This window comes from Ruminococcus sp. RTP21484sp1_RTP21277st1_D2_RTP21277_210401 (assembly GCF_040924225.1).
Lineage (GTDB): Bacteria > Bacillota > Clostridia > Lachnospirales > Lachnospiraceae > Blautia_A > Blautia_A faecis.
The window spans coordinates 26995-48379 of record NZ_JBCOMJ010000039.1 but is presented as its reverse complement, the minus strand read 5'-3'; the positions used below and the strand labels follow the sequence as shown (position 1 = coordinate 48379).

The window sequence follows — 21385 nt, the reverse complement described above, 5'->3', positions numbered from 1 at the left end:
TATGGGATCAATGAGACAACGGAAGCAAATTGCAGACAGAATGGATTCCATTGTGCGGAAAATCCGCTGGATTGTCTTGTTCACTATCCGAATTGGAGGAACTCCAGGTATTTTGTAGTGAAAGCATTTGGAGATCTGGATGAAGATGACAGGGATACGAAAATTTCATGCACCAAGATAGAACTGATAAAAGAATTGGATTTTCCAACACTTTTACTACGGGGAGCAGCGTATATGGCAATACATCCGGACCGCCCATGGTGCAGCCTGGTTTGTAAAGAAACAGGTGTGGGCAATAATGGATTTGTAATTGTACGCGGCAAACAACCAAAAGCAAAAGGAAGGAAAAATGACCTTCTTATTCTTGTCCAGGAAGAACCTGACAGCAATGAGATTATATATGTAAACCAGCTCTGTGTGGATGGCACAAGATATAAGGAAAATCAATGGTACGGAATTGCAGATTGAAAATTGAATGCTGGATCAGCGGTCATAGAGAAGCCGCAGAAAGGATTATTACGATGAAGTTAGGATATTTGGAATTTGTTGAGGTATTAAGAAAACAGCTTTTGAATGCTTTGAACTTACAGGAACAGCAAATATTTTTTAAAAAGAAAGCCATAGATAATAAGGATCGCTTATTTGTGGAGGCATTTGAAAATTCAAGTGGAAAACAACTGTGCGGTATTGACGTGAAAGATTTATATGAGCGTTGTATGGAAGGGAGTTCGATGGAGTCAATTTTATATTCTGTACAGGAGGAAATCGAGAAACTAAAAATGGTTAGCATGTTAGAGGGCAAGATGACTCCTGACAGTTATCAAAAAATCAAAAAATACCTTTTTGTAAAACCTCTTAACAAGAAAGAGCATTCGCTTGAGATGGAAGATGCCGTGCATGAGGATGTTGGCGATATCGCTTGTGTCCTGTATATGATGCTTAGTAACACGAACGAGTATTTTACAGACATAAAGATAAAAAATCAGCATTTGGAACAATGGGAAATGACAAAAGAGGCTGTTATGGAAGAGGCACTTAAAAATACCTGCCAGATGGCACCCCCTCTCATTTGTACTAATGATGAGAACAAGTGGGGAGGATCCTTTATGGAGAATGGAGCATTCTGCTTATCGAAAAGTGATAAAGTTATGGGGGTTCGACTTTCCACAAATACAAAAGAATATGGAGCGATTTCCGTATTTTACCCTGGTGTCCTTCAAAGACTGGCACAGCTTATGGGAAGTGATTTGTACATTTTATTTACAAGTGGGAATGAAAGTACAATTTACAGTGCAAATGAGAGTAATTTAGAAGATATTAAGACTGAACTCAATGAAATGGTGATTGAGTATAGGAATGCTATGGTGTTTAAGTGTAGGAATGGTATGGTGTTTGAAGAAAAATTATTGTCAGAAGAACTCTACTACTATAGCAGAATCGAAGATAAGATTTCTGTATATATGGAAAAAGTAAAGGTTAACTTTACTACGGTTAATTTAAAGGAAGTGCACTGATTATTAGAAAAGGTAGATAAGGCTGCGTAATAGTTAAGTGGTAAGCAGTATCTGTATAATCCTAACGAAAGGAAATGAAAAAATTATGAGTGAAATTTTAAGTTATGAGAAGTTTGTCGAAAACTTAAGAGCGTATCTGTTAGATGCTTTAAATCTGCAAGAAGAGCGAATTTATTTTAAAGTAAAAGATGAAGCGGGAATGACTCCAGAGGGAGACCGCTTATTTGTTGAGTGCAATGTAAGCCCAGAAGGTAAAGAAGTGTGTGGAATCCATACGGAAGAGTTATATGAGGATTATCTGGATGGTATTTCCATAAAAAGAATTGGAGATACTGTTACAGATGAAATCCTGAAATTAAAAGATGCAGGGTTTTTCAAAAAAGTACAGGATGTAAATAATTATCCCAAAGTAAAGGGAGACCTGTTTATACGGCTTTTAAACAAAAAGAAACATGAAAAGGCACTGGAAAATGCCGTGTATAAAGAAGTGGATGGCATAGCCTGTGTTTTGTATATGAAAGTTGGACAGAGGGATGGATGTATCTCCAGCATGAAAATCCACAAATCCAGTCTGGCAGACTGGGGAATGGATGAGGACGAAGCTTACGAGAATGCTTTGTCGAATACATATTCCCTTACTCCCCCAAGAATTTATAAGTGGGAACGACTGCTTTTTAATCCTGCTTATGAGGGCGAAGACTTTATGGACATGAATTATGAAGAAAATATTGTGGAAAGAAATGCTGGTAGCTGTCTTTCTACAAGTATTCGTACCAATGGGGCTGTGGCTGTTTTTCTGCCGGATGTGGCACAAAGGATCGCAGACCTTATGGATGATGATTTCTACATTGTATTTACAAGCGTCCATGAGGCAATGATTCATCCTAAGAGGATGTTCTGTCCGGAAGATCTTGAAAGAATTTTAAAAGAGACACTTAAAGAGGCTACCCCGGACGAAGATTATCTGTCAGATGAAATATATTACTATGACAGAGGTGCCCGGAAAATAATGAAATGGAAAAAGGTGGTATCAAAGGTAACTTTACCGGCAAGCTGTGTTGAAAGGCTTCCGTTGTAAATAGCAATGATAAGGTTTTACGGATTATAAGAAAGGAAACTTTATATGTGTCAGGGTTTAACGTATGAAGAATTTGTCCAGAAATTACGGAAATGGATCATAAAAGCTGCTCATCTTCCAGAGGACTATGTTTTCTTTAAGAAAAAAGAAAAGACCGGAATAACCGCAAATGGGGACCGGTTATTTGTAGTCTGCGCTGAAACGGATTCCGGAAAAGACATCTGCGGGATTTTTGTGGAAGAACTTTACCAGGATTATGTAGAAGGAACTTCTATGGAAAACATAGAAGCAAGGGTGAAGTGTGACCTGGATAGAGCAGGAAATATGGAAAATACCAGATATCTGAATGACTATGAAAAAGTCAGGGAACATCTCTTTCTGGGGCTTTTGAACCTGGAAAAACACAGGCATGAACTGAAAAATGCCGTATATAAAACAATGGGGGACATTGCAATCACGTTATATGTGCATGCAGGAACCTTGAAGAATGGGATTACATATTTGAAAGTCAGATCGGAATATTTGGAGACATGGGGCTTGGAAAAAGACGATGTTTTACACGATGCTCTTTTAAACAGTTATCGTATATTGTCTCCAAGAATCTATGATTTCAAAAAAATAATGTACACTCCGGGGTATGCTGGTGATGACTTCATGAATGTGGATCCCTATTTTATTTCAGATAAAAAAAAGAAGGAGGGAATCTGTCTTAGCGTAAAAGGACTCACAAATGGAGCTGTGGCAGTCCTGTATCCAGAAGTGATAAAAAAACTGGTGGAATTAATGGATGGGGATTTTTATGTGGTATTTAGCAGTGTGCATGAAGCCCTGATACACAGCTCAAAACTTTGCAGCTTAGAAGAACTTGAGAATTTATTAAGAACTTCCAATTCGAGAATGACATTCCAAAAGGAGTTTTTAACAGATAAGGTCTATTATTACTGCAGGGAAAAGGATAAATTTATTATGCTTCAAGGCAGTCTGAAAATGTTAGTTACAACAATCCGTATGGATGAGGAAAATTAAATGATAAGGAACGAGATGCGGCAGGAATTTCCTGCCGTATCTTTTGTTAAGAGGAGAAGAAAATGTCCGAGGGATACGAATACAATTTGTTGACACAGGAGCTGCTTCTTCAAGGATATACGGCGGAACACTATCCGGACTATGTTCGAATCGGAAACGGAAGGCTGGGAAAGTCACCACTTGAAAATTCATGCGGCGGTTTTATATATACCAAAGATTATCTGGAAAAGAAAGCATTTATGTCTGGCTGTGGTCTATACGTGAGTTGGGAAAAATGTATTAACGATATAGATTACCTGGAGGAAACATTCTGCTTTGAAAATGATAATGTCGTTTTTCGGTGTCCATGGCATAAGAAAAATTGTGAACAGAATCATCCCTTATTAAGGGAAGATAACTTCGGCTTCTGTGCCTGCCATATGGTATCAGATTACCAGTATGAAAAAAGTGCAGAATATTTGGAAGACCAGGCAGATCGGAAAAAGGAAGAATTGTTTCAGAAATTTAAGGAACAGCATAAAAACTGTATTTGTAAGATGCATATGTCTTATAACTACGAGAAGCAGGAATGGAGCCTGCAATATAATCCGATGAGGTGCATGTGCGGACCAGGAGAGTATTGTATGCTGCGGGGCAGACCTCTTTCCAAAAAGACAGGGAATATATACTACGATTTAAAGGTATCTACAATCCGAAAAGATGATACCTTTTTTGCCGGGGAGCCTGTAGTGACGATCACAAGGGGAAAGAAATTTTTGCAAAGCAAGGTTTCGGTCGATATCTGTGAGGAAATTGTAAAAAGAAAACAGGAGGATATTTTTGATAAGGAATGGTGGAATGGCTATTCTATGCAGGCCTTGTACGATCCGGATTTGAAGGTGGAAATTCTGAATGTTAGAGTTGCTACGCGATTGACGCGAGATAAGGCACAGGATACTGAGGATAAAAAAGCCGGAATATACATTGGCTATGAAGCAGACTTTGCGAAAGCGAAGAAGAAGTGGAAACAGAAACGAAAAGAGAAACGCTTGGAGCAGACAAAAAGAAAGATTGTGCAAAAGGGCTGGGAGTCTCTGAATGATACAGAACAAAGATTTATGAAGAAGAGACTTTCTGCCGAACAGATTGAAGCTTTGCAACAGGAGTGGGTTACGGCAAATGAGCATAAGGATGAGGCTGAGCAGTTAACCCTGGATTTATAAAATAACTTCGGAAAGGACAAATTAGATGGAAAAACGAAAGCTTAAAAAAATGAAGGTATTGGAACCATCGGAGGAGATGGTTCTGGCGGCAGAAAGTGATATTCCAGCTATCGGAAATATGGCTTATGAGAGAATGGAATATCCAATTGGTTTGTTCATTCAGGCAGAAATGGACGAAAATATCTTAAAAATTGGTTTTTTTGTTACAGATATTTTGACTGCTGGCGGAAGAAGACCTTTATATACCCTGTTCATTGATAAGGAAAATGATTGCTTCATAGGATATGATTACCGGCTGAAGAAATGGACCAATAAAATGCTGGATAAAATTGAACTGCCTAAAGGGGTAAAGGGAGATCATACCTGGTGTGATCTAAACAGCCGCAGTCAAATATGGGAAAACCTGGGTGAGGAATATAAAAAAGATAATGTATGTTATGGCCTTTTTCATTTTGAAGAACAGGTACGGGAAAGGCAAAAGATACAGAAACATTTAAAACGAACAACCGCCTGGGACCAGGTTATGAAATACGTCAGGGAAACTCCGAAGGACTGGGAGAAATGGCTGAAAAGAGTGGGAATTACACAGAATTACATTTTTTATGAATACTCCCGGAAGAAAAATATCACAGGCTACTGTACATGGTGTGAAAAGAATGTGGTGGTGAATGGCGTAAAACACAACAGGACGGGAAAATGTCCTAACTGCAGGCATAAGATCCAATATAAGGCAGTGGGAAGACAGCGCATGGTAAAGTCAAAAGAAGAAACTGCATATCTTTTGCAGACATGCGGTGATAATTTTGTTATTCGTGAATTCAGGGCAGATGTGAAATATGACATGGTTGCTTATACAAAACCAGTTTATAACTGGAGAGAGCTGCGACGATATGTATTTGATAAAGACCTTAACGAAAAAAAATTTTACTGGGGCTATTATCATGGGACAGAAGAGAACAGATGGATCCATGGGTCATTGAATACATACAACCCTTATTGCTGGGGGAATTGGGGATATGAACCCCGCTATCCGGGGCATATCTACAAAAAGTCACTTCATGGAATAAAAAATAATCAGCTTAAAAGAAGCGGATTCCATGAGTTGGTCAGAAAAAGTGAAACAGTAGAGCCGGTAGCCTATTTTCATCGGTTAAAGCAATATCCTTATCTGGAGCAGCTGATAAAAGCCGGGCTGAATGAGCTTGCAAAGGAAATCATAGAAAACAATACTTCTGTTTTTTATAAGGAAGCAGATTCGCTTGGACATGCTCTTGGGATTGATAAGTTCCGCCTGAACCGCCTTCGCAATAATCATGGTGGAAAAGTATTTCTGCAATGGTTGACTTATGAAAAGGGATTTGAAAAAGTGATAAAAGATAACGTGATTGCCTGGTTCTCGAAATGGCAGATCTGTCCGGAAGACCTTTTGTTTGTACTGGATCGGATGAGCCCGGAACAGATAAAAAATTATTTGGAAAAACAGGCAAAAGAAAGCGAAAAAAAGCCAAAGGAGCTTATTGGTACCTGGCAAGACTATCTTGACATGGCGTTAAAGCTTGGTATGGACGTGAAGGATCCAATTATATACCGTGTGAGAAAACTGGAAAAACGGCATAACGAACTGGTTCAATTGATGATAGAGAAGAAAATGGATATAAAAGCCGAAGAGATTGCAGAAAAATTTCCTGGTATAGAAAACGTCTGTGAGAACCTGAGAAAATATGAATATAGCGATCATACTTTCCAAATTGTGGCACCGCGGAAAATCAAGGATATTCTGGAAGAAGGAGAAGAACTGCAGCACTGCATCATCGGAAAAGATACTTATTTTGCGCGTATGGTAAAACAGGAGTCTTATCTTTTGTTCCTGAGAAAAAAGAATGCACCCCAAAAGCCATATTATACATTGGAAGTGGAACCAGATGGGACAGTACGCCAGAAACGGACATATTTTAACAGGCAGAACCCGGATATTAAGCAGGCCGAGAAATTTTTATTGCGTTGGCAGAAACAGCTTTCGCGTAAACTAAATAAGGAAGATAAGATGCTTTCGATAAAAAGCCGTGATCTTCGAAAGAGAGAAATTGAGGATCTGCGGGAAAAGAAAGTAAAGGTGAACGGATTTGGCTTTACTGGAAAGCTGCTTGCGGATATTCTGGAAGAGGATTTGATGGAAAATGCAGCATAAACCAGAAAACAAAAGAAAGATGATAAAGATACTATGAAAAATGGAAATAATCAAGTTACCCTGACAGGGAGGATTGCAACGGAATTTAAGCTTTGTTATCAATATGGTAGTGAAAAATTCTATAAAATGGAAATCGTTGTAAAAAGGTTTCGCGAAAATGTGGATTGGATCCCAGTGGTGGTATCTGATTGGCTGGTGGATATAACACAGGATTATACGGAGCAATTTGTAGAGATCCATGGAGAGTTTCGCTCACATAATTGTTATGAAGAAATGCGCAATCGTTTGGAACTCTTTGCAATGAGGTACAGAAGAAAATGGTTTGTAAAGAATTAGAATGGTGGAATTAAAATACTACAGATATGAAACTATAGTGGAATTGACACAAAATTGTTGGATGGTATAATAAAAATGGCATTTGGCAGCAGATACTGCAGATATTTTATCTTGATGGAGATCAAGATGTTAAGAGCTTAATATAGTGTGATTAGTACACCCTAAAATCATAAGGATAATGGTTTTAGGGTGTTTTTTATATTACTTCTGCTAATGCCGTGAATAAAATAACGAAAGGGGGGATATTGCCTGTTTTGTGTCAATTCGGAATCAAGGAAAGGATCATGTTCAAATGCATAAACCGAAACGAAAATCGAAATATTGGGAACAATTTAGTTATGAATATGATGGTGTTACATATTCGGGAAAAAAGAATTGCTGCGAAAAACTTGGATTAAGATATTTGGGAGTATTGCAGCATGCACACGACTATAACTGTACGTTTGAGGAAGCTATAAGCCAGATGTTAGAGAATAAACAGAAAAAGGAGTTTGTTTTTCGTAATAGGAAATGGCTTAGCTTAGATACCTGTTGCGATTTTTATAAAATAAACAAATATAGCGTTCAGCAATTACAGTATCAATGCGGGTATACAGTTCAGGAAGCTCTTGAGCGCTCAATTAATCATACAAATCTTTTGCGCTTCAAGTATAAAGGCAAAAATTATGCATCATTTCGTGAGTGTTGTAAAGAGCTGGGAATACCTGAATGCACTGTGAGACGTTGTATGAGAGAAACAGGAAGATCAAAAACTGTAGCACTAAATTATTGTTTGAAAAAAGCTGAAAACAGGGCCGGAAATCAAAAAGTATATAATCCTTCTCCTTTTTTTTACAAAGGAAAAAAATACGATTCATTTGTGAAGTGCTGTTGGAATTACAATTTAGAAGCAGACAAAGTACGCCAAAAATGTATTGCAGAGGATATTTCATTAGCTGAAGCTCTTAACTATTACCTCATACAGCATCCTGTAAGAAGAAAAAATGATTATGATAGCACCATTTGCCATAAGTCCATTGCAGAACAGTGCAGACAGTACGGAATAAAGTATTATGATGTTTACAATTATTCTTCAAGATATAATTGTTCAAAAGAGGAAGCCATCAAACACTGCTTGGAAGTTAAGCAAAAACTAGGAACAGATGTTATAGAATTTGATGGAGTAAAATATGCGGATCTGCATGAATGTTGTAGGATGTTGAAATTTCCATATAGACGAGTTTTGGCAAAAATTATGAACAGTGATTGCAGTGTGCAGGAAACGTTACAAAACCTAAAGCAAAAAAAAGAAAGGCTTTTTGGCACCGGAGATATTGAAAACATAACATTGGAAAATGGTAAATGCTATGAAAATATAAAGGAATTATGTTCTGATCTTCGAATCCGAGAAGGAACTCTTTATGGATATGCACTTCGCAATGAATGCTCGATTACGGAAGCTGCCGATTATTATGCCAAAAGAGAAGAAGTGTTTCAAAATGTGGCACTGAAAGTCGGTGATCAATTTTATAATGATCTTCGCCAGTGCTGTGAAGAACAGGGGATACGGTATAAGGATGTTTATAGAAGAATGGTAGAAAAAATGGTTTCTGCCGAAGAAGCTGTGGAATACTTTTTAAAAAGAAAGGATCGGAAAGCAAAAGAAAAGCAATTTAAAAGACAGACGAATTTTGAACCGGGAGTCCCTAAAAAAGTCGTTATAATGGGAAAAGAATATCCTTCTAAAACCAGTTGCTATGATGATTTAAAAATACAAAAAAAATTGGTACTTAAGCGCATGAGAGATACTAACTGTTCTTTTGAAGAGGCTGTTATTGCTACTTATCAAGCGAGGATAGAAAAAGAATTCCATTTCCATGGAGAAGTGTACAAAAGCTTTGTGGCTTGCTGTAAAGCATATGGTGTAGCGCAAGAGTATATTGCAATAAAAGCCAAAAGAGAAGGCATAACAAGACAGGAAGCAATAGAAAAAATATTGGCATTACGGGAGAAAGGTACATTGTAGTAGTTGAATTTGATATGTGAAAGGAAATGTAGGTATGAGAAAAAAGAACGATACAAAGGAGGAAAATGGGAAACTTCTTCTTTCAGTAAAAGAAACCTGTGAATTAACTGGGTTATCTGAAAAAACAGTTCGTACTATAATGGCTGAAAATGATTTCTGCGTCCGAATTGGGCGCAGAACACTTGTACACAGAAAAAAATTCGAACACTGGTTGGAGGAACAGGACACTTGAATATTTTTTAAGAACGTGTTAATATTCTGATGTACTTGAAATCTGGCCTGGAAAGGATGAACACAGTATGGGAAAATCTTTGAAAGGCAAAGAATTAGGAAGTGGACTTTCGCAAAGGAAGGACGGACGTTATCAAGCCAAATATTATATACCAGGTTCCCCGAAACCCAAATATTTATATGATAGAAATTTGGCAAAACTAAAGAAAAAACGTGATCTTGAAAAAGCAAAATACATTCTGGGTTATAATGATAAAGCGAAAAAATATAAAGTTTCTGAATGGTTTGATGTATGGATGAAACTTTACAAAATTGGGCGAATTAAAGCAAATACGGTTCGTGGATATGTAGATGGATTTGAGCGGGGTGCAGATTTTATTGGCTCTGTGAGGCTTGATTGCCTCACACCCTCTCATATCTACAATATGGTTGAAGGAATGCAAAGCGATGGCTATGCGGAATCATCAGTTGTCCATACTTTATCAATTGTAAAGCAATTACTTCAAAGTGCGGTAGATAATCAAATGATTCCAATGAATCCCTGTAAAGGGATTGCAATAGAAAAATCCGAAAAAGTAACAGTTGATCCAATATTGGAGGATGAAAGCAAAATACTTCAACCAGAGGAAATTAAAACATTTCTTGATGCAGCAAAAAACACGAGATATTATGAACTATTTTATATTATTTTGAATACTGGAATGCGTATTGGCGAAATTACAGCACTTTGCTGGTCTGATATTGATTTTGAATGTCGTCGAATTCGTGTATATAAAACACTGAATAGAACGACGATTTATTTTGATGAAGGAAAAAATCGATTAGAAAAACCAGAGTCAGTTAATCAGATAACGACGCCTAAGAAAAAGGCAAGTTATCGTTGGATTCCTATGACAGAGGGTGTTGAATTGGCATTTCACTCATGGGAGAAAAAGCAGATTGCGGATAAAGAAAAAAGCGGATCATCATGGGGAAAGGAAAATCCTTTCCTCAAAGATTTTCCGGATCTTGTATTCACAACACAACCAGGAGGGGTTTTTCTTCCTCAATATGCAAACGCGGAATGTTCACGTATTATAAGCATAATTGAAAAAAAAGAGATCGAATTAGCTGAAAAAGAAAATAGGGAACCTCGTCTTTATGAGGTATATCCCCATAAATTTCGGCATACGTTCGTCACCAAACTGAATGAGTCTAATATGTCTCCATTTACGGTGAGTAAGATTGCGGGACATGCAAGCGTAAATATGACGAACTATTATACACATCTGGAACAGGATTATGTGGCAGATGAATTTAGAAAATTTGCTGCAAAATACGATGAGGGAAAAGTTCCGGCGGTGCCAGAAAAAGAATAAAGGAAAATTATGAAGAATACTACTGATAACATACAAAATACTAACCGGGGGTCAAATGGGGGTCAAACTACTATTTCAGGTGCTTCAAACCCGCATAAATTAAGGAATTCAGCGCAAACCATGAAACTGTCACCCATGATGCAGGAATACTGCAAAACCAAAGAAGAATACAAAGACTGCATCTTATTTTACCGTCTCGGGGATTTCTACGAGATGTTTTTTGATGATGCACTTCTGGTATCCAAGGAACTGGAACTGACGCTCACTGGTAAGGATTGTGGTCTGGAAGAGCGGGCACCTATGTGCGGAATCCCGTTCCATGCGGCAGATACTTATATCAACCGTTTGATCGAGCGTGGGCATAAAGTTGCAATCTGCGAACAGGTAGAGGATCCGAAAAAAGCAAAAGGACTTGTAAAGCGTGCTGTTATCCGTGTGGTTACTCCCGGAACTACTTTAGATGCAACTTCTTTGGATGAGTCAAAGAACAATTATCTGATGTCAATTGTCTCCATAGCAGACCGCTTTGGTTGTGCAATAGCGGATATTACCACAGGTGACTGTTTCCTTACAGAAGTACCAAATAGCCAGAAACTGGTTGATGAGATCAACAAATTCAGTCCGGCTGAAATCATATGTAATGATTCCTTTTTTATGAGTGGGGTTGACACAGACGATTTGAAAGAACGTCTTGGAATTTGTATTTTTTCCCTGGATGCCTGGTATTTCGATGATGATACCTGCAGAAAAGAATTAAGGGAACATTTTCACGTAACCAATCTGGAAGGCCTTGGAATCAGCGATTATGACAGTGGAATCATAGCTGCCGGAGCGCTGTTTTTGTATCTTAAGGAAACGCAGAAGACTGCACTTTCTCAGATGACTACCATCCGTCCTTATACGGCAGAGCGTTATATGCTGATTGACAGCTCCAGCCGACGAAATCTGGAGTTGGTGGAGACCCTCCGTGAAAAGCAGAAAAGAGGTTCTCTTCTCTGGGTACTGGATAAGACTAAAACAGCCATGGGTGCCCGTACTCTTCGCTCCTTTGTGGAACAGCCACTGATCGATGCAGAAGAGATCAATCGCAGACTGGAAGCTCTTGAAGAGCTGAATGAGAAACCGATGCTCCGCGATGAGATCCGGGAATATCTCAATCCAGTGTATGACTTGGAGCGTCTGGTCAGCCGCATCAGCTTTAAGTCTGCAAATCCAAGAGATATGGTAGCATTTGCGTCCTCTCTGGAAATGATTCCTTATATTAAACAGGTTCTCAAGGACTTTCAGGCACCGATTCTGAAAGAAATCTACGAGGACATGGACAGTCTTGAAGATATTACAGATCTGATCAAGCACGCCATTGTAGATGAACCGCCCCTTGCCCAGAAGGATGGAGGCATTATTCGTGAAGGCTTTAACGAAGATGTGGATAAATTCCGCAGTGCCCGCACAGATGGAAAAAAATGGCTTACAGAGCTGGAAACAAAGGAACGTGAGCGTACCGGAATCAAATCCCTGAAGATCAAATATAACCGTGTATTCGGCTATGCCCTTGAGGTAACCAATACGTTTAAAGAACTGGTGCCGGAGAACTACATCCGTAAACAGACTCTTGCAAATGCAGAACGTTATATTACCGAGGAGTTGAAAAACCTTGAAAATATGATCCTTGGCGCTGAAGATAAACTTTATGCCCTGGAATACGAGCTGTTTTCCAATGTCCGTGATAAAGTTGGCCAGGAAGTGATAAGAATCCAGCGTACAGCCAAGGCAATTGCAGGTCTGGATGTGTTTGCATCCCTGGCGCTTGTTGCTGAGCGCAATCATTATGTACGCCCGAAGGTAAATGAAGGCGGAATTATAGATATCAAAGGTGGCCGTCATCCGGTTGTAGAGCAGATGATCGATAATGATATGTTCATTGCCAACGATACATACCTTGACAATACTAAAAAAAGAGTTTCCATTATTACAGGTCCAAATATGGCAGGTAAATCCACATACATGCGCCAGACTGCGTTGATCGTACTTATGGCACAGATTGGAAGCTTTGTTCCGGCAGATAAGGCTGTAATTGGAATTGTGGACAGAATCTTTACTCGTGTAGGTGCATCAGATGACCTTGCCAGCGGACAGAGTACTTTCATGGTGGAAATGACTGAGGTTGCCAATATCCTTCGAAATGCCACTGCCAAGAGCCTTCTGATCCTGGATGAGATTGGCCGTGGAACCAGTACCTTTGATGGTCTTGCCATTGCCTGGGCAGTGATTGAACATATCAGCAATACAAAGCTCTGTGGAGCCAAGACACTATTTGCCACACATTATCATGAACTGACAGAACTGGAAGGGAAGCTTTCCGGCGTTACCAACTACTGCATTGCAGTTAAGGAAAAAGGTGATGATATTGTTTTTCTCCGTAAGATCGTGAAAGGCGGCGCAGACAAGAGCTATGGAATTCAGGTCGCCAAGCTGGCAGGTGTTCCGGATTCTGTTATTAACCGTGCAAAAGAGCTGGTCGAGGAATTAAGCGATGCAGACATTACTGCTGCTGTAAAAGATCTGGCTTCACCGAAGAAGAAGCCGAAGGTAGAAATGGATATGGCGCAGATGTCATTATTTGACACTGTACAAGACAATGACATTATTGAAGAATTAAAAGGCATTGACATTGGAAATCTGACTCCCATGGAAGCCTTAAATACGTTATACAATCTTCAGAATAAGATAAAGAACAGATGGTAACTGACAGCTGACTTTCATATATGGTGCTGTCACCGGCAGGCGACATGTCCGTATTGTGAACCGAAGCGGTCAACCTGCTTTTATATGGAGAGAAAAACTTGAGAAAAATAGCAGTTTTAGATAAACATACCATTGATAAAATTGCAGCAGGTGAGGTGGTAGAGCGCCCTTCTTCTGTTGTAAAGGAGCTTGTAGAAAATTCCATTGATGCTGGTGCTACTGCTGTAACAGTAGAGATTACAGATGGAGGAAAGAAGCTGATCCGTATTACAGACAACGGAGGGGGAATCGAGGCTGCTCAGGTACCTACGGCATTCTTAAGTCATGCTACCAGCAAAATTGAAAAAGTAGAAGATCTGGAAAACATAGCCTCACTGGGATTTCGTGGTGAGGCTTTATCCAGTATTGCCGCAGTTTCCCAGGTGGAGCTGATCACAAAAACTCCTTCTGCTATCAGCGGCGTGCGTTACGTGATCGAAGGCGGCGTAGAACAAAGCCTTGAGGAAATGGGAGCTCCAGATGGAACTACTTTCCTGGTTCGGAATCTCTTTTACAACACACCGGCCCGGAGCAAGTTCCTGAAATCTGATTCTTCAGAAGCAAATTATATTGGAACTATGATGGAACAGCTTGCTCTTTCCCATCCGGAGATTTCTTTTAAATATATTCAGAACAAACAGGTGAAACTGCATACTTCCGGCAATTATAATGTGAAGGATGTTATTTATAATGTATATGGCCGGGATATGGCGAAAGCACTTCTGGAAGTCTCCTACGAAAATGATTTTATGAAAATTGAGGGATACGCCGGCAAACCGGAGGTTTCCAGAGGAAACCGAAGCTTTGAGAACTACTATGTAAATGGCAGATTTGTGAAAAACAATATTATTACGAAGGCCATTGAGGATGCATATAAGGGCTTTGTCATGCAGCATAAATTTCCTTTTGTGTCATTGCAGATCCAGATGACAGGAAATGATCTGGATGTAAATGTTCATCCCCGGAAACTGGAGGTTCGTTTTGCAAGAGGGGCGGAGGTGTATGATGCCATTTACGAGGCTGTTCACAATGCGCTTCTTCACAGAGAACTGATACCGGTTGTTCCAGTGGGAAAAGAGGAGCGGGAATCAAAGGTGGCAGCAGTAAGCCGCGGAGCAGTTCCGGAGCCATTTGAGAAAAGTCGCAGGACGGAACTTCATTGTGAAGGTGCTGCTGAAAAAGCTGGTCGAAGCAGCGCAGGGAATAATGAAAGCTGCTATTCACAGGCTGCTGAAAAAACAGTTCTAACTGGAAAAACAGCTCTAACTGAAAAAACAGCTCCAACTGGAAAAATAAATTCATCTGGAAGCCTTGTAAACAGCTCTGGCTGTCAGGCCAGCAGTGTGCTTCGTGAGCAGGCAATTTATCAGGCGAAGCCATTTAGCAAGGAAGAGGAAGCTCTTTTTTCAGGAACTTTAAAAGAGGCTGTGGAAGCAGAAGAAAAAGCGGATAAAAGTGTAGATGAAAAAGCGGCAGAAGATAACATATCGGCTGAGGAAATGAATGATGCAGATAATCAGGCAGAGACTGCTGTATCCGTGAATTATGAGATACCAGATAAATCTGAACTTGGACAGAGTGATCCAGGCACAGAATATCCATCCGTTGGGGGAAAGCAGCTTGAGCTTTTCCAGGAGAAACTTCTGGCACCAGAATCCCGAAGCCGCCATAAGCTGATTGGTCAGTTATTTGATACCTACTGGCTGGTGGAATTTGAAAACCAGTTTTACATTATCGACCAGCATGCAGCTCACGAAAAGGTAAATTATGAGCGCTTTGTAAAACGTTTTAAAGAACAGTCCATTGAATCGCAATATCTGAATCCTCCGCTTGTGGTGACCTTGAACACGGATGAACAGGCGAAATTAAAAGCCAACGAAGAATATTTCAGGAAATACGGTTTTGAGATTGAACCCTTTGGTGGAAGGGAATACTGTATCAGTGCAGTTCCGACAAATTTGTACGGATTCCATGAAGAAGAACTCTTTCTGGAAATGCTTGACAATCTGGGAGGAGAAGGTGCAAAGGATGCTTTTGACCTTTTCACAGCAAGACTTGCCACAATGGCATGCAAATCTGCTGTCAAAGGAAATCATCAGATGTCTGCTCTGGAGGCAGATAAGCTGATCGACGAGCTTCTTACTCTGGACAATCCATATAATTGTCCTCATGGCCGTCCCACTATCATTGCGATGACAAAGACAGAAATTGAAAAGAAATTTAAGCGAATTGTATAAACAGGAGAGATTATGAAAAAACCTCTTATTGTCCTTACCGGTCCCACTGCAGTTGGAAAAACCAGGCTGTCTATTTCTCTGGCAAAAGCCATTGGCGGCGAGATCATATCTGCAGATTCCATGCAGGTTTATAAATATATGGATATTGGCTCTGCGAAGATCATGCCAGAAGAAATGCAGGGAGTTCCCCATTACCTGGTGGATGAGCTGACGCCAGAGGATGAATTTCACATTGTGCGTTTTCAACAGATGGCAAAGGATGCCATGGAAAAGATTTACACCAGGGGACATATTCCCATTCTGGTGGGGGGAACCGGCTTTTATATTCAGACGGTGACCAGAGACATTGATTTTACCCAGGCTGAGCAGGACGATGGATACCGGGCCGATCTGGAGGCGATTGTCCAGGAAAAAGGTGCTGCATATCTTCATCAGATGCTGGCAGAGGTGGATCCCAAAAGCGCCGAAGTGATCCACGAAAACAACACGAAGCGTGTAATCCGCGCACTGGAATTTTATCATCAGAACCATAGCCCTATTTCCGCACACAATGAGGAGCAGCAGGAACGAACCAGCCCCTATAATCTGGCATACTTTGTGCTGAATGCACCACGGGAGCTTTTATATAAACGCATTGATAAGCGGGTGGATGAAATGATGACCAGCGGTCTTGTGGCAGAAGTCCAGAAGCTGAAGGACATGGGCTATCACAGAGGTATGGTTTCCATGCAGGGTCTTGGATATAAAGAAATCCTGGCCTATCTGGATGGAGAAATGCCGCTGGAAGAGGCTGTGCGGATCTTGAAGCGCGACACCCGGCACTTTGCCAAACGCCAGCTCACCTGGTTCCGCAGAGAGCCGGAAACAGTGTGGGTGAATAAAGATGAGTTCGGGTATAACGAGGATAAAATGCTGGAGTATATGCTGAGCGTTTGCCATGAAAGAGGAATAACTGGAGAATAGTTACTTCAATAATCAGATTTTTCCCAGGGGGGATCGCCCGCCTTGAAAATAACAAAAAATGGAGGAATACCGTCAGACAGACGGAAAGAATTATTATGAAAGAATTATACGAGCAGCTGGGAATTTCTTCCCAGGTTTACGATTTTTGCCATGAAATAGAAGAATCCTTAAAGGAGCGTTTTGAACAATTTGACAAAACTGCAGAATATAACCAGATGAAAGTTCTTCTGGCTATGCAGAAAAATCGCGTCAGCGAGGAGTGCTTCGGCTCTTCTTCAGGTTACGGCTACAACGATTACGGCCGTGATACTCTGGAAAAGGTTTATGCGGATACATTCCACACAGAAGCATGTCTGGTGCGTCCGCAGATTGCATGTGGAACGCATGCCCTGGCCATTGCTCTTTTTGGAAACCTGCGTCCAGGCGATGAAATGCTGGCACCAGCCGGAAAGCCATATGATACTCTTGAAGAGGTGATCGGTATCCGTCCATCCAAGGGCTCCCTGGCAGAATACGGAGTAACTTATCGTCAGGTGGATCTTCTTGAGGATGGAACTTTCGATTATGAAAATATCCGCAAAGCAATCAATGAGAAGACAAAACTGGTTGAGATTCAGCGCTCCAAAGGCTATATGACACGCCCCTCTTTTTCAGTAAAGCAGATTGGTGAGCTGATTGCATTTGTAAAGAGCATTAAGCCTGATGTGATCTGTATGGTAGACAATTGCTACGGCGAATTTGTTGACACGATTGAGCCCAGTGATGTTGGTGCAGATATGGTGGTTGGTTCTTTGATCAAAAACCCGGGCGGCGGACTTGCTCCAATTGGCGGTTACATTGCGGGAACCAAAGAGTGCGTGGAAAATGCTTCTTACCGTATGACCTGTCCGGGACTTGGTGCTGAGGTGGGAGCTTCACTTGGCGTAAACCGCTCCTTCTATCAGGGATTTTTCCTTGCACCGATGGTGACCAAGGGTGCGTTAAAGGGCGCTGTTTTTGCAGCCAATATTTATGAAAAGCTTGGATTTGACGTGGTTCCAAATTCCACAGAGCCAAGGCAGGATATTATTCAGGCAGTGACTTTAAAAAGTCCGGAGCGTCTGATCGCGTTCTGTAAGGGGATTCAGGCTGCTGCCCCGGTTGACAGTTATGTTGATCCGGAGCCATGGGATATGCCAGGTTATGACAGCCAGGTCATTATGGCGGCTGGCGCATTTGTACAGGGCTCTTCTATTGAGCTTTCCGCAGATGGACCTGTGAAAGAGCCATATGCCGTATATTTCCAGGGAGGACTCACCTGGGAGCATGCAAAACTTGGTGTTATGATGTCCTTGCAGAAACTTGTGGAGCAGGATTTGGTAAAATTACCGTGAAATCATGAAAAACATGAATTTTCGTGCAACGCCAGGCGTATAACTGTGAAGCGCTGAACCGTTACCATAAGTTCTTTCAAACAGATGTAAAAAACGGGAGTTTATATGGAGAAAAAACGTGTTATCGTTACAGGCGGCGGGGCGTCCGGGTTGATGGCTGCCATTGCAGCTGCAGAAAACGGGGCCGCTGTAACCATATTGGAACAAAATGAAAAACCAGGCAAAAAGATCTGCGCTACAGGAAACGGCAAATGTAATTTTACCAATATCCAGGTGCCGTCTGATGCATATCGAAGCGAAAATCCAGGCTTTGAACAGGCAGTTCTGAACCAGTTTCCGGTAGAAGACACGGTGAAATTTTTTACCCGGCTTGGAATTTATCCTGTAAATAAAAACGGCGGCTATCTCTATCCTCACAGCGGACAGGCAGCAAGCGTTGCCGAGGTATTGTGTATGGAAGCACGGAATCTTGGGGTAAAGATCAAGACCAACCAAAAAGTACAACGTGTTTTTAAGGAACAGGATATCTGGAAGGTTCAGGTAGAAGGCTGGATATACGAGGGTGAGGCTGTTATTCTTGCCAATGGTTCCAAAGCTTCTGCAATTTCCGGTTCAGATGGCAGCGGTTATGAGCTTGCCGCAGCACTGGGGCACAGGCTTATAGAGCCTCTCCCAGCTTTAACTGCCCTGAAATGCAGGAATACAGGCTTTTCCGGCTGGGCAGGTGTTCGAACAGAAGGCAGAATTACGCTGCTTGTGGATGGGGAAAAAGTCACAGAGGAAACAGGAGAACTACAGCTTACTGATTATGGCGTATCTGGAATTCCGGTGTTTCAGGTCAGCCGATACGGAATCCGTGCACTGAAACAGGGAAAAAATGTGACTCTGATTTTAAATTTTCTGCCAGAATTTTCCCGGGAACAGTTAAAAGCTTTTCTGAAAATACGAAAGGAAAACTGCCCCTATAAAGGAAAAAAAGACTTTTTGACCGGACTTTTCCCGGATAAGCTTGCAAAAGTGCTTTTGTCAGCAAATGATCTGGAAGAAGCAATCAGCAGCTATCCGCTTAAAGTGACTGGTTATCAGTCTTTTGAACAGGCACAGGTGTGCTCAGGCGGCGTTGATACTACGCAGGTTAACGCCCGGACCTTGGAATCCACACGAAATTCAGGCCTATATTTCGCAGGAGAACTATTGGACATTGATGGGAAATGTGGCGGTTACAATCTGCAGTGGGCCTGGTCCAGCGGTTATGTTGCAGGAGTGAATGCCAGCAAAATGTCAGAGCGTGTTTGAAAAAGGAGAATAACATGATTCGAATTACCCAGCTGAAACTTTCAATCAATCATACCCCGGAAGAGTTAAGCCAAAAGATCCGTAAGGAGCTTCGTCTGAAAAATGAAGGCTTCACTTACGAAATAGTGAAGCAGTCACTGGATTGCCGGCATAAAGAGGATAAGAAATTTGTTTATACAGTAGACGTGTCTTTGCAGGATATAAATCAGGAAAACAAGATCTTACGAAAGGTTCATGATAATAACATTATGTCAACCAAGAAAAAGGAATACATATTTCCATCTCCTGGTGAAGCGGAACTGAAATATCCGCCAGTCATTGTAGGAAGCGGACCTGCCGGAATTTTTTGTGCCTGGTATCTGGCAAGGGCAGGTTATCGGCCTCTGGTTCTGGAACGGGGAGAGGAAGCGCATGTCCGTCAGAAGACTGTCGAGAATTTCTGGAAAAATGGCGTACTGGATCCGGATTCCAATGTGCAGTTTGGTGAAGGTGGGGCTGGTACTTTTTCCGACGGAAAACTAAATACTCTGGTAAAGGACCCTTCAGGAAGAAATCATGAAGTACTGAAGCGTTTCGTGCAGGCGGGTGCACCGTCAGAAATTATCTATCAGCAGAAACCACATCTTGGTACAGACGTGCTGGTTGGTGTGGTGGAGACTCTTCGCCATGAAATTGAGGAAATGGGCGGGGAATTCCAGTTTCGTTCCAAAGTGACAGATCTTTTTTTTGAAAACAGTCAGTTAAAAGAAATTGAGATAAATGGGGAAAAAAGGATTCCGGCCCAGGTATGTGTGCTGGCAGTTGGACACAGCGCAAGAGATTCTTTTTCCATGTTTGAGAGAAAAGGAATTTATATGGAACCAAAATCTTTTGCAGTAGGTGTACGTGTGGAACATCCACAGTCCATGATCAATCTGGCTCTTTATGGGGAAGAGGAAAATGAGAAACTTGGAGCAGCTGCTTATAAAGTTACCCACACATGTGAAAATGGCCGTGGTGTTTATTCCTTTTGCATGTGTCCGGGAGGTTATGTGGTGAATGCTTCTTCGGAACCGGAGATGCTTGCTGTAAATGGTATGAGCTATCAGGCCAGAGACAGTCGCAATGCAAACAGTGCACTGATCGTATCGGTGACTCCGGCTGATTTTCCGGAAGAGGGTCCACTGGGCGGTGTAGCATTTCAGCGCAGTCTGGAACGCGCAGCGTGGAAAGCTGGAAATGGTAAGGTTCCGGTACAGTTGTTTGAAGATTATCAGAATCATAAGCCGAGTACAAGACTTAAAGATGTAGAACCTTGTATCAAGGGTGCCTGTGTTCCGGGTGATGTGCGCAGTATTTTTCCAAAAGAGATCGGTGATTCCATAGAAGAGGGTGTTCTTGCTTTTGGGAAAAAAATCAAAGGCTTTGACCGCCCTGATGCAGTGCTGTCCGGCGTGGAAAGCAGAACATCATCTCCGGTGCGTATTGTCCGTGATAAGGATTCCATGGAAGCAAACTATGAGGGGATTTACCCCTGTGGGGAAGGGGCTGGATATGCAGGCGGGATTACTTCTGCTGCTATGGATGGTATAAAAGTAGCGGAAGCTGTTTCTAAAAAGTTTAGAAATTTTTAGGAGAGAGTGTACATCTCTCCTTTTTTATGCTAAAATGAGTCTGCATTGTGAAACACAGTGCGGGGGAAACTGTCTTTGTGTCTCGGGGAATAAGAAGAATCTGCTTATTATGGCATGAAGAACAGTCCCATTACTGTTCATTGGCAAAGCTGCGCGAAGTATGCTTTGGGTATGGCGTGAG

The 21385-nt window shown here is 41.3% G+C and carries 16 protein-coding genes; all 16 read left to right on the top strand.

Annotated features, from left to right (window positions below):
- Positions 1 to 468 (top strand): DUF7666 domain-containing protein (locus AB5706_RS20415; protein ID WP_368366296.1); only part of this gene is annotated, 468 nt, incomplete at its 5' end.
- A complete protein-coding gene (locus AB5706_RS20410; RefSeq protein WP_173772408.1) occupies positions 465 to 1514 on the top strand; it encodes a DUF5688 family protein in 1050 nt (349 codons plus the stop codon). The genes AB5706_RS20415 and AB5706_RS20410, both read left to right, overlap by 4 nt.
- A gap of 85 nt (positions 1515 to 1599) precedes the next feature.
- Positions 1600 to 2592: a DUF5688 family protein gene (locus AB5706_RS20405; protein WP_173772409.1), complete on the top strand. Its 993-nt coding sequence runs from the start codon at positions 1600 to 1602 to the stop codon at positions 2590 to 2592.
- 45 nt (positions 2593 to 2637) lie between these two features.
- Positions 2638 to 3618: a DUF5688 family protein gene (locus AB5706_RS20400; protein WP_173772411.1), complete on the top strand. Its 981-nt coding sequence runs from the start codon at positions 2638 to 2640 to the stop codon at positions 3616 to 3618.
- Between the two features lie 62 nt (positions 3619 to 3680).
- A complete protein-coding gene (locus AB5706_RS20395) occupies positions 3681 to 4820 on the top strand; it encodes a hypothetical protein (RefSeq protein WP_173772413.1) in 1140 nt (379 codons plus the stop codon).
- 25 nt (positions 4821 to 4845) lie between these two features.
- Positions 4846 to 7008, top strand: coding sequence for a PcfJ domain-containing protein (locus tag AB5706_RS20390; RefSeq protein WP_173772415.1), 2163 nt, complete (start codon positions 4846 to 4848; stop codon positions 7006 to 7008).
- A gap of 33 nt (positions 7009 to 7041) precedes the next feature.
- A complete protein-coding gene (locus AB5706_RS20385) occupies positions 7042 to 7344 on the top strand; it encodes a hypothetical protein (protein ID WP_173772417.1) in 303 nt (100 codons plus the stop codon).
- Positions 7345 to 7636: 292 nt separating this feature from the next.
- Positions 7637 to 9349: a hypothetical protein gene (locus AB5706_RS20380; protein WP_173772342.1), complete on the top strand. Its 1713-nt coding sequence runs from the start codon at positions 7637 to 7639 to the stop codon at positions 9347 to 9349.
- A gap of 34 nt (positions 9350 to 9383) precedes the next feature.
- A complete protein-coding gene (locus AB5706_RS20375; protein ID WP_118580248.1) occupies positions 9384 to 9581 on the top strand; it encodes a helix-turn-helix domain-containing protein in 198 nt (65 codons plus the stop codon).
- A 67-nt stretch (positions 9582 to 9648) separates the two neighbouring features.
- The gene (locus AB5706_RS20370) at positions 9649 to 10938 is read left to right on the top strand and encodes a tyrosine-type recombinase/integrase (protein WP_173772344.1); all 1290 of its coding nucleotides are present in this window, start codon (positions 9649 to 9651) and stop codon (positions 10936 to 10938) included.
- Positions 10939 to 11058: 120 nt separating this feature from the next.
- Positions 11059 to 13683 carry a DNA mismatch repair protein MutS gene (gene mutS, locus AB5706_RS20365; RefSeq protein ID WP_243881964.1) on the top strand — a complete coding sequence of 875 codons (2625 nt, stop codon included), beginning with the start codon at positions 11059 to 11061 and terminating at the stop codon, positions 13681 to 13683.
- 98 nt (positions 13684 to 13781) lie between these two features.
- Entirely contained in the window at positions 13782 to 15959 is a 2178-nt protein-coding gene (gene mutL / locus AB5706_RS20360; protein ID WP_173772346.1) for a DNA mismatch repair endonuclease MutL, read from the top strand.
- A 12-nt stretch (positions 15960 to 15971) separates the two neighbouring features.
- Positions 15972 to 16922, top strand: coding sequence for a tRNA (adenosine(37)-N6)-dimethylallyltransferase MiaA (gene miaA / locus AB5706_RS20355; protein ID WP_368366295.1), 951 nt, complete (start codon positions 15972 to 15974; stop codon positions 16920 to 16922).
- A gap of 95 nt (positions 16923 to 17017) precedes the next feature.
- Positions 17018 to 18295, top strand: a complete 1278-nt coding sequence (locus AB5706_RS20350; protein ID WP_173772350.1) for a methionine gamma-lyase family protein — start codon at positions 17018 to 17020, stop codon at positions 18293 to 18295.
- Positions 18296 to 18400: 105 nt separating this feature from the next.
- A complete protein-coding gene (locus AB5706_RS20345; protein WP_173718921.1) occupies positions 18401 to 19591 on the top strand; it encodes a BaiN/RdsA family NAD(P)/FAD-dependent oxidoreductase in 1191 nt (396 codons plus the stop codon).
- A gap of 14 nt (positions 19592 to 19605) precedes the next feature.
- Positions 19606 to 21204, top strand: a complete 1599-nt coding sequence (locus AB5706_RS20340) for an NAD(P)/FAD-dependent oxidoreductase (RefSeq protein ID WP_173772353.1) — start codon at positions 19606 to 19608, stop codon at positions 21202 to 21204.
- The last annotated feature ends 181 nt before the right edge of the window (positions 21205 to 21385 follow it).